Below are 12,842 nucleotides of genomic sequence, written 5' to 3'. Positions count from 1 at the left end.
TCCTGCCTTTGCTATAGCCATCTCTTACGCCGGAACCAATAATATATGGCCACGGTGATGGCAGCCATTAAGAGCAGTACCCCCGGATAAGCCCAGGGGTACTGTAACTCCGGCATATATTTAAAGTTCATTCCGTAAATGCCCACAATAAAGGTCAGGGGCATAAAGAACACTGAAAAGATGGTCAACACTCGCATCGTCTCATTCGTCCTTTGCGAAGCTGTCGAAAAATAGGTGTTCAGAAGCTGATTGATGTTGTCATTTAAGCTCTCATAAATAGTCGTAAGTCTCACATACAGGTCCCTGGTGTCGCGCGTATTGACGTTTCCCTGATGATCATCGATGTTTTCAATAATATCCCGCGACAGCATCAGCATACGCTTCAGCAGGTCAATCCTTCTTCTCAGATAATAAAGTCCCTTCAGGATCGGCTTGTTCCGGCTGCTGAGAAACACCTGCTCTTCATAGTAGTCGATAGACTTGGCCAGATCGTTCGATGGCTCATCATACGTAGCCAAACAGGCTCGCGCCACTCCATTCAATAGCTGATGCGTGTTTTTGAGCATCGAAGCTCTTTTGATCACAGGCTCCAGAAGAGGCTGAGGGTACCGGTGAATAGTGATAAAGAACGAAGCTGAATAAAATATGGCCACTTTATTGGTGAGTTCCTGAACGGTATCTGCCTCAAGGAATTCCTGGTCGGTATATACTCGGAAGATGATAAAAGCATATTCCTCCAGCGATTCATACTTCGGTAAATGGCCCGGTTGCAGACAATCATGCACCAGAGCAGGATGCAGCCCGTAGGCGGCGGCAATCTCCTGAAGCTCGCCATCATCGGGACAGTTGATGTCTATCCAGTCGTACCCATGTTCTTCCTTGTTGCAAATTTGTATGGTCATAATCTTTCTAAACGTTCTCCGGCGTGTATAGTTCTGAATCCTAAACCTGTTTTCAATAATAAGGTCATATCTCAATTTGAGATGTCAGCTTTTCCGATTGCAGTGTTCATATTTTGTAAATTGCACACTTAATATTTTGAAGATGACATATCAGGAAAAACTATCAGGAATCCGGCGCCAGATGCTCAATGATAAAGTGGATGCATATATTATTCCCTCTGCAGATCCGCACATCAGTGAATACCTTCCTGATCGCTATAAATGTATTCTTTTCGCCTCAGGGTTTACCGGATCAGCCGGAACGCTGGTCATTACTCAGGACTTTGCGGGACTCTGGACTGATGCCCGCTATTTTGTGCAGGCAACAGAACAACTGCACGGCAGTGGGTTTGAGCTGGTAAAACTAATCGCCCAGGGTAGCCCCGAATATACCGGCTGGCTGGCTGGAAACCTGAATTCCGGTGACTCTGTGGCGTTCGACTCTAACCTGATCTCTTTGCAGTTGTCGCAGACCATACACAATGAACTTTCTGCGGCTGATATAAATATTGTAGAAAATAAGGATTATCTCGATAGTCTGTGGGAAGACCGTCCGGGACTTCCTGCATCTCCTGCATTTTTATTAGATGATGCCCTGACTGGAGAAACAGTGCCTTCCAAGCTCGAACGCATCCAAAGGGAGCTGAAAAGGAAGCGTGCAGATGTTCATCTGATCTCTTCGCTCGATGATATCGCATGGGTGTTTAATATCAGAGGTGCAGACGTTAAATGCAACCCGGTGACCCTGGCTTTTGCTCTCGTGTCTCCGAAAGTCACCGAGCTCTTTATCGATATCGCAAAGCTCAGTGTCAATGACCGGGCCCGTCTGAAAAGCTGGGGAATAGAACTGCGGCCTTATCAGGATGTTTACACTGCCGCTGCAGCGGTATCATCTTCCTCCGCTATCCTGATCGACCCGAAGAGAACCTGCTTTGCGCTTTACCGTCAGCTCCCCGCTGAAGCTAAGATTATCCAGGATACCAACCCAAGCACCAACTTCAAAGCCATCAAGAACGAGACGGAGATAGCCAACATCCGCGACACGATGGTTCGTGATGGAGTAGCACTTACACGATTTTTCAGATGGCTGGAAGAAGCGATGGTGAAAGAAGAACAGACAGAAATCTCAGTTGCCGAAAAACTATATACATTCCGGGCAGAGCAGGATGGCTTTGTAGGGGAGAGCTTTGATACCATTGCCGGCTATGCTGAACATGGTGCGCTACCTCATTACAAAGCTACCATAGAGAGCGACTCCCGTTTGATGAACGACGGTTTATTCCTCCTCGACTCGGGAGGCCAGTATCTTCGTGGTACCACAGACATCACCAGGGTGGTGTCACTGGGCAATATCACTCAAGAAGAGAAAACCGATTATACACTCGTACTGAAGGCCATGATCGAAGGCTCAACAGCACACTTCCCTAAGGGTACGAAAGGTTATCAGATCGATGCCATTACCCGCAAGCCTTTATGGGATCACCTTCGCAATTATGGTCATGGTACCGGTCATGGAGTAGGATATTTTCTGAATGTTCATGAAGGGCCGCAGGTCTTCAATGCCTCTAATCTGCTGATCGACGTAGAACTGGGAATGGTCACATCCGTGGAGCCGGGTATTTATCGTCCTTCAAAATATGGCATCCGAATCGAGAACCTGGTGCTTACCGTTCCCGATCAGTCCACTGAATTCGGGGAGTTCTATACATTCGAAACGCTTACGCAATTTGTGATCGAAACAGAAGCGGTGGATAAGCAGCTTCTTGATACAAAACATATCCAATGGCTGAATAGCTATAATGCAGAGGTATTCCGGAAGCTAAGTCCTTTCCTGCAGGGTGAGGACCTGAAATGGCTTGAGCGCAAAACCAAAGCGATATAAGCACTTAATAGAATTAATGTAAAAAGGCTGCCCAAAAGGCGGCCTTTTTTTGCATTAATCTCTTTCTGAATAATATAAAATATCAATATATTGCAGGATGCTACAGGACGCCAACCTGTAATGTCTAACTAACCGGCAGTATAAACCATTTATCTATCAACATCTATGACATAGCTGACGAATGAATAAGCCAGTATCGACCAATTTCTATCTAACGTAGTTTAAACCTAATTTTATGACCAAATTCTTTGCACTCTTATGCCTGATGCTTTGTCTCTCAGGCTTTCAGGCAAACGCTCAAAGCAGACAAGTATCGGGGAAAGTCTCTGATATCAAGACCAACGAACCTTTGATTGGCGTATCCGTAAGGTTGAAGGGTACCAACATCGGTACCAGTACCGATGTCAATGGAAACTTCAAACTGACGCTGACCGGGTCTAGCCCTGTTCTTTCGGTCTCCTATACCGGCTACCAGTCTAAGGAAGTACAGGTAGGCAGCAATCAGAGCTTTGACATCAAACTGCAGGAAGATGCTCAGGCTCTCGACGAAGTCGTCGTAGTCGGATACGGAACGCAGCGCAAATCACAGGTAGCAACGGCCGTAGCTTCGGTAAGCGGTGAAGCCATTGCCGAGCGTGGAACGGTAAATGCCCTTCAGGGTGTTCAGGGACAGGTAGCTGGTGTGGATATTTCCGCCGGATCAAACAGGGCCGGAGGTGGTTTCAATATCCAGATCCGCGGACAGAATTCCCTGGCAGGCGGGCAGCCTCTCTATGTTGTTGACGGGGTCATCGTACCGGATATCAACTTCCTCAATCCGCAGGATATCTTTAAGATGGACGTGCTGAAGGATGCCGCCTCTACCGCTATTTATGGTTCGAGAGGATCAAACGGTGTGGTTCTCGTTACCACTAAAGGTGGAAGTACCGTAAAAGGCGCTCCGTCCATCTCTTATGATGGTTATGCCGGTATCCGGCAGCTCGCACGCATGCCCAACTTTATGAGCGGAGATGAGTGGTGGGAATATCGCCAAAATACCTATATCTCCCCCGAATTGCTGGCCGGCAGAACAAATTATACCAATACCATTGGAAGCTTTGACAATCCCACTATTCTCACCCGACTGGCTGATAAAGACTATACCAATTGGACAGACCTGGTTACACAAACAGGTGTACAGGCCAATCACTACGTAAACATCTCCGGAACAAGCGAAAATGCAAAGATCAGATATGTTGCCGGTGCGGGATATCAGAAAGAAAAGGGAAACTTCTTGCAGGAAGATTTCAGTAGATATAACATTAAGTCCAGCATTGAAGCGGATCTTACCGATAAATGGTCTGCGGGTCTAAGCCTCAACTATTCCATTTCAGAGACAGAGCGGGGTAGCGATGTCGCCATCCGTAACGCCTTTGCTATGGCGCCCATCTTCAAGCCTTACGATGAGGCCGGTGAGCTGGTGTTCAGACCGGGACAAATTCCCTTGAACGCAAATACAACTACCAGTTTAACGAGCACCGTGAACCCCCTTCTGGAAATCCCCAATACGCAGAACAACACACGCCGCAACTTTGGTGTAGGTAGCCTCTTCTTGCAGTTTGCTCCCGTAAGCTGGATTACCGTCCGTTCTTCTTTTCAGCCAAGCGTTTCCAACACAAGGAACGGTCGCTTCTGGGGATCTCTGACCACCGAGGGAGATGGATTGTTGCCCGATGCTCAGCGGGTCAACCAGCAGAACTTTTCCTATATCCTCGACAACATGATTACTGTTAAAAAGGATATCAAAGATCACAGCATCACATTTACTGGTCTGCAAAGCATGCAGAAGGACCAGTTTGAACAAGATTCTGTCCGCGTGAACGACCTTCCTTTTAATTCTTCTTACTATAATCTTGGTTCTTCTTCCAATCGTCAGCTGGCAAGCAGCCAGTACAGCGAGTTCTCCCTCATTTCTTATATGGCAAGAGTGAACTACTCATTCAAGAACCGTTACCATGTTATTATCGCTTCACGCTGGGATGGTTCATCCCGCCTGGTGGAGGGAAACAGATGGTCTTCTTTCCCTTCTATAGCCCTGGGATGGCAAATGGCAGAAGAGGAGTTCCTCAAGAAATACGGCTTTATCTCTGACCTGAAGCTTCGCGTAAGTGCCGGAAAGGCGGGTAACAACAATGGGGTACAACCTTACGGAACACAGGCTACTCTGGGCAGTCCCTCTTTCTATGATTACGGCGGCACACAGTCGCTTGGATATGTAGCCAGCCGCCTGCCCAATACAAGCCTCACATGGGAAAGGACGCGCGAGTATAACCTGGGTCTTGATTATGGCTTCCTCCGCGGTAGAATCAGCGGTAGTCTGGATCTCTATGATAAGGAATCAAGTGGCTTGATTCTGAACCGCCTGATCGCGGTAGAAAATGGCTTTCCTTCTATCATCGATAACGTCAGCTCGGTCCGTAACAGGGGTATTGAGTTCTCTCTTCGTACCATCAATGTTTCCACGAAGAACTTTAACTGGACAACCTCCATCAACTTCGCACGCAACAAAAACGAGATCCTCGAACTCTTGAACGGAAAGGAAGACATGGTAGGTAATAAATGGTTTATCGGCCAGCCAATCAACGTCAACTATACCTACATCTACGACGGCATATGGCAGGAATCGGAGCGTACTCAGGCAGCGGTATACGGACAGTTTCCCGGACAGGCTAAAGTCAGGGATGTGAACAATGACCAGAAGATCAGCAGCGCAGACGACAGGGCTATTATCGGTCAGAAAGATCCGAAGTGGACCGGTGGTTTCTCCACTCAGCTCACCTGGAAGGATTTTGATCTTTCGGCCTCTATGTTTGCCCGTCAGGGTCTTCAGGTCTATAGCCCTTTCCACGCTCAATACGGAAACTATGCAGACCGTGGAACGCAGAAGGTTTATTACGACTACTACATGTCCGAAAATCAGGTTACACCTACCCGTACCTCAACCGCTTATCCAATGCCTAACAATATCGGCCCTTACTGGAGCGGTATTTCAGGGGTAGGGTATTACAAGGATGTATCATTTGTTAAAGTTCAGAATATCACGCTTGGCTATTCCCTGCCATCATCCATGCTGAAGAGTGTAGGTGTGAAGAGCCTGCGGGTTTACGCCAATGTCTTGAATCCGTTTGTATGGACCAAGTATGACGGATTTGATCCTGAAGGCGCAAATGGCATTGATCCCAATGTAAATGCTACCAACAACAACGATTCTACCGGTTCATTGAATAATGTCGCACCATCAACCGTCACTTACCAGTTCGGTGTCAACCTAAGATTTTAAATTACTGATATGAAAACATCGAAAATATATTTCCTGCTGCTACTGCTGCTAAGCCTGGGGAGCTGTAAGGACTATCTCGAAGAAGAGAATAAATCGAACATCATAGCCGAAGACTATTATAAAACACAGGAAGGCTACGAGAAGCTCATCAATGCAGCATATTCTACGCTGCGTAACGTCTACGCCTACACAGGTACAAGCAGTGCCTATATGTTCAGCGCCGGGACCGATATGTATGTAGAGGGAAGAACCGGAGATCAGCCTAGAAGCCTGAGTGAGTACCGGAACCTGAATCCCGACGATCCCTACGTGCTCAGCTTTTATACCAACCTGTATAAGTCCATCCAGACCTGCAACACCGCCTTGTACTTCAATGCGAATACAGCGGAGACAGCAAATCTGCCTGTCAGAAAGGGCGAAATGCAGTTCCTCAGAGCATATTATTATTTCTTGCTGGTGCAGACCTTTGGCGGCGTACCACTGGTGACAGACCGGATCACCGTTCCACAGTCTGAATTTAAGCGTAATTCTGCTGAAGAGATCTATACGTTTATCCTGAGTGAAATGAATGCCGCTCTTGAACTGGTGCCTGAAACATCTGCACAATACGGTCGCGTCACTAAACGTGCCATTCGCCACTATCTGGCCAAGGTCCACCTGACCCGCGGCTATGAGAGCTTTGGTACTGCCCAGGACTTCCAGACAGCTGCTCAGTTTGCTGATGCAGCGATAAACAATCAGAAACTGAATACCTCATTCGAGGACCTGTTTTATCCCGGAAATGACCGCGATCCGGAGATCCTTTTCTCTATCCAGTACGATGCGACCTCCTTGCCTACATCTACAACCGGCGGTAACGGTCAAGGAAACTTCTTCGGTCCTTATCAGGGCGGACAGGGTGCCGTACAGGGCTATCCATGGAGAAATTATGCATTGGTGCCAACCATGTATCTTTTCGATACCTTCACAGAGAACGATGCACGTTTCGACGCTACTTTCATGGTCTACCACTATGCGAGGTATTATGACTATTACGACAAAAAAGCCGACCGAGCCAATCTGAACATCCGCTTCTATTACAAACCCAAGTGGGATACCCGCACGGAAGCTCAGTGGAAGGCTGAAGATCCGGCGCACCGCAATACTGCTACGGTAATACCGTATTCTTTGGCATGGGAATCATCGCAGAGAACGGTCGCTGATAATGCCAGTCCGACCGTAAAAAAGTTTGACGATCCGAAGTCGCAATTCTCCGTAGGTAACGGATCCAGCAGCCGCGACCTGTTCCTGGCGCGCCTGGGCGAAACCTACCTGATCGCAGCAGAAGCCTATTTTAAAGCGGGGAACAGCAGCCTGGCAGCTGAGCGCATCAACGAAGTGAGAAGACGTGCTGCTAAACCGGGCAGAGTGGCAGAGATGACCATTTCTTCGGCCGATGTCAGCATCAACTTTATCCTTGATGAACGTGCTCGTGAGCTTGTAGGTGAATTCCACCGCTGGTTTGACCTGAAGCGTACAGGTACGCTCATTGAAAGAACCCGCACGCTGAACAGGGATATCAAAACCAACTGGTTTGATCAGGGAATCAATCCCTTCCTGGGTGCCGATGGACAAGCCAAGATCCTGAGACCCATACCAACTGCAGCACTCGATCTCAATAATGCAGAAGTGCAGCAAAATCCGGGATACTAGACCGGAATATTTGTAAAGCAAAAGGCTCATCAACCGCAGGTTGATGAGCCTTTTTGTTTCTATTTCTATTCGGGCAACGAAACCCTAAGATCTTTTGAAAATGCCTCTGTACTTCGTCAGGTTGATAAGGAGTACACTGCCCAGAATAATCGCCAGGCCGACAATCTGTATAGCAGATACGCTTTCGTTCGCGAATAAAACACCGAGTAGGACAGCAATCACCGGATTAACGTATGCGTAGGTGCTTACCTGCGTGGCCGGTCTCACCTGAAGAAGCCATACGTATGCACTAAAGGCCGCGATCGATCCCATCAAGATGAGATAGACCAGGGAAGACCACGCCTCAAAGGAAACTGCAGACCAGGAGATGGTCGTCCACTCCTGCAGGGTCACACTGCCCGGGAGAAAAGCCAGCCCGCCAAAAAGCATCTGCCAGCCTGTACTAATAGCGGCCGATCCACCTTTGGAATTATATTTCGAGTAAAGGGAGCCTGCAGACCAGGACATGGATGCCAGGAGCAAGAGCAAAATTGCCGGCAATCTGTGCTGATCGCCACCACCGGAAAGACCACCGCTTAGCTGATTCCAGAAAAGTAGAATAACGCCGGCAAAGCCGATCAGCAATCCGATGATCGTACTCGGCGTATTGAAGTTGATGCTCCATTTCGATCGGTCAAAGAGGACGAACCAGATAGGGGAAGAGGATACCATGATCGCTACGATTACGCTGGGGATATACTGCTCTGCCCAGATCACTGCTCCGTTTCCGACGAAAAGCAACATAAAGCCTGTTACGGCAGAAGGCAGAATGTATGCTCTGTCGAGAACTTTTTCACCTCTGAGGGCGCACCATCCCAACAGCAGTAAGCCCGCCGTGACAAAGCGCATAAAGCCCATTAAAAAAGGCGGTATCTCATGAACCGCCTTTTGAATAAAGAAATACGTTGAGCCCCAAACCACATAAACCGTAGCAAAGGCGATAATGACAAAGAGTATCGGGGGTTTTCTATTTTCCAAATGACCGTTTAATTGTCTGTAAAATCGTGACTGTTGTTGCGAATATAGTCAATCTTCAGTTTTTGGAGGTCTTCCCGATCATACAAAGCGAAAAATTTCTCGTCGAACTCTTTCCAGTTGGTAGAACCCGATCCTTTGCTGCGTTCCTCATTCACCTGTCTTAACAGCTCGGCAAATAAGGGAGCCCGCAACTCACGGAAAGCTTCTTCAGCATTTGCAGCGAAATTCCCTGCAGTACTCGTGAAGAGCTGATGGAATCCACCGTTGTTCACTTCTGCTTCAATCTGCCAGACCGTATAAATAACCTTTCTGCCGGAAGAAAACTTGTTGAATACAGCTGTTTCATCACTCAGGTCTTTCTTCATTTTAGACAGCATATTGTCTTTAATGAGCTGAACCAGACTTTCATCCCGAACTGACCCGATCTGTTCTGCCGTCAGTGAGCTCTGAACCTCTCTGTTGGCATAGTCGATTAGCTCAGAAGAAAGCTGCGCCTCCATTTTTTGCGCAAATGCCGGAGCCATAATGAAAAATAAAAAGCCGACTATATAATAGGCATAGTGATTAGCTCGTACTTGCATTTTCAATAATTTAGGAAACACAAGATACGATTATAAAATCAATTTCCTACCGAACTGCCATTAAATGTGGCCAAAAGCTGATCTCCCTTATACAGTAATAAACGGTCTCCTTCCACTTTGTAAGTGTCTGTTGATCCAAGAGCCTGCATAAACGCATTCTCTACGTTGAGGGCCGGGCAAGCCATCTTGGTTCCCATTAAACCTTCAAGTTTCAGGCTCTTGCCATTTACTGCATAGTTTCCTCCAAAGCCATTGCATCCCGCTTTTCCACGTACCTCGCCAGGCCTGTTGCCGAACTCGATAAATGCTCCGGATGTTCCGGCATCAACATCTCCTGCCGCAACCAGTGTCCAGGTCCGTGATAACAGCGAGGAGCTGCCCGCCGTTTCCTTCTTTGATGCACAGGCTGTGAAAATGAAAAGTCCGAGGACAAGGGCGGTAATTAGTTTCCTATTCTTCATGAATTAAATTTTTTGTTCGACATTTGCTCAACATAATCTTGTAACATAGATCTTCTGTCGGCCGTTATACTAACCCATACGTCCTTAGTCGGGAATATGTAACATTTTATCGATCCAGAAGTGCAGAAAGACAGAACGCAAATGATTTGGCGGAAGCTAGCTAACTACGAAGCTTTCATGAATGAGCTCTACCGGAAAGCTCCTGTAGGTATATTTTTCATGAATAAAGACTACCGGGTTTTTTTTGCTAATGAGGCTTCGCATAAGATGTTTAACAAAAACAGCACCCGCGATATTGAAGGTAGAAACCTCTTCGAACTCGTTCCTGACCTGGAAGGTGATCATGTACGCAAAATGTTTCAGAATGTGCTTGATTCAGGAGAGGCTTTTTCAGATAAAGAGCTGGCTATCAATTTTGTCCGTGATGGGAAAAAGGAAGTTCTGTATTACAATGTCCTGATTGAACCGGTGCGGAATAAACGGAATCAAACGGTTGGCCTTACTGTGATATCTGTAGAATTGACCGAGGAGGTGCTCAACCGCCGACGCCTGGAAGAGAGTCAGCAGCGACTGAACCTCGCCATTGATGCGAACCGCTTAGGAATCTGGGAATTTGACCTGGTGGGAAATAATTCGGTCCGCTCTAAACGATACGACGAAATATTTGGTTACGATCAAGGTGCTCCGCTCTGGTGGGGCAGACAGGACTTCGTGAGGCATATTCTGGAAGAAGACCTCCCGATCTACCAGGCGGCCTTTGAAAGAGGTCTTGAATGTGGTGATATGGTAGCAGAGATCAGGATCCTCAGCGCAAAGGGTGAGGTCAGATGGATCAGTGTCAGAGGGGTCATCGTTAAAGATGAGTCGCAGACGCCGGTCAAAGCTATTGGTATTACAGTAGACGTTACTGAACGCAAGCGCCAGGAGACCCAGAAAGATGAGTTTATCAGTATTGTGAGTCACGAGCTCAAAACTCCCATCACATCTGTAAAAGCCTATACACAAATCCTGAAGCGGGAACTAAGCAAGCTGGACAATCCACAGATCAGCATGATGTTCGACCGGATGGACAGACAATTAAATAAACTTACCCGGATCATATACGATCTCCTTGACGTAACCCACATGGAAGGAGAGAAGGTCCGCTATCATCACACCTGGTTTTCATTCAATGACCTCATCGAAGAGGTCATCAGCGAGATGCAGGTTGGCGTTAGTACCCATACCATCAGAGCAATCAAGGGTGGCCAGGATCAGATCTATGCAGATAAGGAGCGTATCGGGCAGGTGCTGGTTAACCTGATCACCAATGCGATCAAGTACTCGCCGCGATCCAATGAGGTCATCATACGTACCTATCCCTCAGATACCGTGTTGTTGTGCGGGGTACAGGACTTCGGCTTCGGTATCTCCGATCAGATGAAGGAGAAGCTTTTTGAGAAGTTCTACCGTATTCAGAACAACGAACACAGTACCGTATCCGGTCTCGGCCTGGGACTATATATTACACGCGAGATTCTCGAACGTCAGAACGGCAGGATCTGGGTAAACAGCACACTAGGCGAGGGTTCTGAATTCCTCTTTGAACTACCCCTTGCCGGACCCTCCGAACCTCCCGCTGAAAATAACGTATAAAGCAAATGGGCTGAACCATTAATGATCCAGCCCATTTTTATATGCTTAAACTATCTTTATTTAGCCAGTTTAGCTTTCAGGTTTGCGTCAATCGCATCAAGGAATTCCTCAGTGTATAAGTAATCTACACCGTGTTCGACTTTAGCTTTAGCAGTGATAGCCAAATCTTTAGTCATCTTTCCACTTTCAACTGTCTCGATACAAACTTTCTCCAATGTATGGCAGAAGTCGATCAGCTCCTGGTTGCCATCTAATTTACCACGGAATTCCAGACCTCTGGTCCACGCGAAAATAGAAGCAATCGGGTTGGTTGATGTCGGGTTGCCTTTCTGGTGTTCACGGTAGTGACGGGTTACAGTACCATGTGCAGCTTCTGCTTCCATAACCTTTCCATCCGGAGTGATCAGGGTAGAAGTCATCAGTCCCAAAGAACCGAATCCCTGAGCAACAGTGTCAGACTGTACGTCACCATCATAGTTCTTACAAGCCCAAACGAAGTTTCCGTTCCATTTCAAAGCAGCAGCTACCATGTCGTCGATCAGACGGTGCTCGTAGATCAAGCCTGTTTTGTCAAACTCAGCCTTAAATTCCTGCTCATAAATCTCCTGGAAGATGTCCTTGAAACGGCCATCATATTTCTTCAGGATCGTGTTCTTTGTAGAAAGGTACAAAGGCCATTGTTTCATCAATGCCTGGTTGAAACAAGCACGTGCAAATCCTTTGATAGACTCGTCAGTATTGTACATTGCTAATGCAACGCCATCACCTTTGAAATTATACACTTCGAAAGACTGCTCTTCACCACCATCTTCAGGAGTGAAAGTAACAGTCAGCTTTCCTTTACCTTTAGTAACGAAATCTGTAGCACGGTACTGGTCACCAAAAGCGTGACGGCCGATGCAGATAGGTGCAGTCCAGTTAGGAACCAGACGAGGAACGTTATTCATCAAAATAGGCTCGCGGAATACTGTACCATCCAGGATGTTACGGATTGTTCCGTTCGGAGACTTCCACATCTGCTTTAATCCGAATTCTTCAACGCGTTGCTCATCCGGAGTAATGGTAGCACATTTGATACCCACACCATATTGTTTTATAGCGTTTGCAGCGTCAACAGTGATCTGGTCATTGGTCTCATCACGTTTCTCAACACCCAGGTCATAATACTTAATATCAAGCTCCAGGTATGGAAGGATCAGTTTATCCTTGATGAATTTCCAAATGATACGAGTCATTTCGTCGCCGTCCAGTTCAACTACCGGATTCGCTACTTTAATTTTTTGCACTGACATATTTGAATTTGTTTTGAGTAAT

The 12,842-nt window shown here is 47.1% G+C and carries 9 protein-coding genes; 4 read left to right on the top strand and 5 right to left on the bottom strand.

Translation table 11 applies throughout. From position 1 onward, the window contains the following. Window positions 1-11: 11 nt before the first annotated feature. Window positions 12-902, bottom strand: a complete 891-nt coding sequence (locus tag ACO1NU_RS09750; protein WP_448818279.1) for a magnesium transporter CorA family protein — start codon at window positions 900-902, stop codon at window positions 12-14. A 142-nt stretch (window positions 903-1,044) separates the two neighbouring features. Between ACO1NU_RS09750 and ACO1NU_RS09745 the strand changes: the two genes are divergently transcribed. The 3 genes from ACO1NU_RS09745 (at window position 1,045) to ACO1NU_RS09735 (ending at window position 7,834) form a co-directional block, all read left to right on the top strand. Then, the gene (locus ACO1NU_RS09745; RefSeq protein ID WP_448818278.1) at window positions 1,045-2,823 is read left to right on the top strand and encodes an aminopeptidase P family N-terminal domain-containing protein; all 1,779 of its coding nucleotides are present in this window, start codon (window positions 1,045-1,047) and stop codon (window positions 2,821-2,823) included. A gap of 235 nt (window positions 2,824-3,058) precedes the next feature. Continuing rightward, a complete protein-coding gene (locus ACO1NU_RS09740) occupies window positions 3,059-6,142 on the top strand; it encodes a SusC/RagA family TonB-linked outer membrane protein (RefSeq protein ID WP_448818277.1) in 3,084 nt (1,027 codons plus the stop codon). A 9-nt stretch (window positions 6,143-6,151) separates the two neighbouring features. Beyond that, entirely contained in the window at window positions 6,152-7,834 is a 1,683-nt protein-coding gene (locus tag ACO1NU_RS09735; RefSeq protein WP_448818276.1) for a RagB/SusD family nutrient uptake outer membrane protein, read from the top strand. A gap of 84 nt (window positions 7,835-7,918) precedes the next feature. Here the strand turns inward: ACO1NU_RS09735 and ACO1NU_RS09730 are convergent, their stop codons facing one another. Genes ACO1NU_RS09730 through ACO1NU_RS09720 form a run of 3 tightly spaced genes read right to left on the bottom strand, consistent with a single transcriptional unit; the run spans window position 7,919 to window position 9,893 of the window. Then, a complete protein-coding gene (locus ACO1NU_RS09730) occupies window positions 7,919-8,851 on the bottom strand; it encodes an EamA family transporter (protein WP_448818275.1) in 933 nt (310 codons plus the stop codon). 8 nt (window positions 8,852-8,859) lie between these two features. Continuing rightward, window positions 8,860-9,432 carry a DMP19 family protein gene (locus tag ACO1NU_RS09725; protein ID WP_448818274.1) on the bottom strand — a complete coding sequence of 191 codons (573 nt, stop codon included), beginning with the start codon at window positions 9,430-9,432 and terminating at the stop codon, window positions 8,860-8,862. 38 nt (window positions 9,433-9,470) lie between these two features. Continuing rightward, on the bottom strand, window positions 9,471-9,893 hold the full coding sequence (locus tag ACO1NU_RS09720; RefSeq protein WP_448818273.1) for an META domain-containing protein: 423 nt from the start codon (window positions 9,891-9,893) through the stop codon (window positions 9,471-9,473). Between the two features lie 120 nt (window positions 9,894-10,013). Here ACO1NU_RS09720 and ACO1NU_RS09715 point away from each other — a divergent pair, with 120 nt between their 5' ends. Further along, window positions 10,014-11,528 (top strand): ATP-binding protein, encoded by a 1,515-nt coding sequence (locus ACO1NU_RS09715; protein ID WP_448818272.1) that lies wholly within the window; start codon window positions 10,014-10,016, stop codon window positions 11,526-11,528. A gap of 56 nt (window positions 11,529-11,584) precedes the next feature. Here the strand turns inward: ACO1NU_RS09715 and ACO1NU_RS09710 are convergent, their stop codons facing one another. Next, window positions 11,585-12,820: an NADP-dependent isocitrate dehydrogenase gene (locus ACO1NU_RS09710; RefSeq protein ID WP_448818271.1), complete on the bottom strand. Its 1,236-nt coding sequence runs from the start codon at window positions 12,818-12,820 to the stop codon at window positions 11,585-11,587. Between the last annotated feature and the right edge of the window lie 22 nt (window positions 12,821-12,842).

The organism is Arcticibacter sp. (assembly GCF_053551015.1).
This window is presented reverse-complemented; position numbering and strand designations above follow the sequence as displayed.

Excerpts from the sequence above, each read along its gene's own strand:
- ACO1NU_RS09725 (WP_448818274.1), bottom strand. The coding sequence starts at position 9,432 with ATGCAAGTACGAGCTAATCACTATGCCTATTATATAGTCGGCTTTTTA.
- ACO1NU_RS09745 (WP_448818278.1), top strand. The coding sequence starts at position 1,045 with ATGACATATCAGGAAAAACTATCAGGAATCCGGCGCCAGATGCTCAAT.
- ACO1NU_RS09750 (WP_448818279.1), bottom strand. The coding sequence starts at position 902 with ATGACCATACAAATTTGCAACAAGGAAGAACATGGGTACGACTGGATA.
- ACO1NU_RS09720 (WP_448818273.1), bottom strand. The coding sequence starts at position 9,893 with ATGAAGAATAGGAAACTAATTACCGCCCTTGTCCTCGGACTTTTCATT.
- ACO1NU_RS09710 (WP_448818271.1), bottom strand. The coding sequence starts at position 12,820 with ATGTCAGTGCAAAAAATTAAAGTAGCGAATCCGGTAGTTGAACTGGAC.
- ACO1NU_RS09740 (WP_448818277.1), top strand. The coding sequence starts at position 3,059 with ATGACCAAATTCTTTGCACTCTTATGCCTGATGCTTTGTCTCTCAGGC.
- ACO1NU_RS09735 (WP_448818276.1), top strand. The coding sequence starts at position 6,152 with ATGAAAACATCGAAAATATATTTCCTGCTGCTACTGCTGCTAAGCCTG.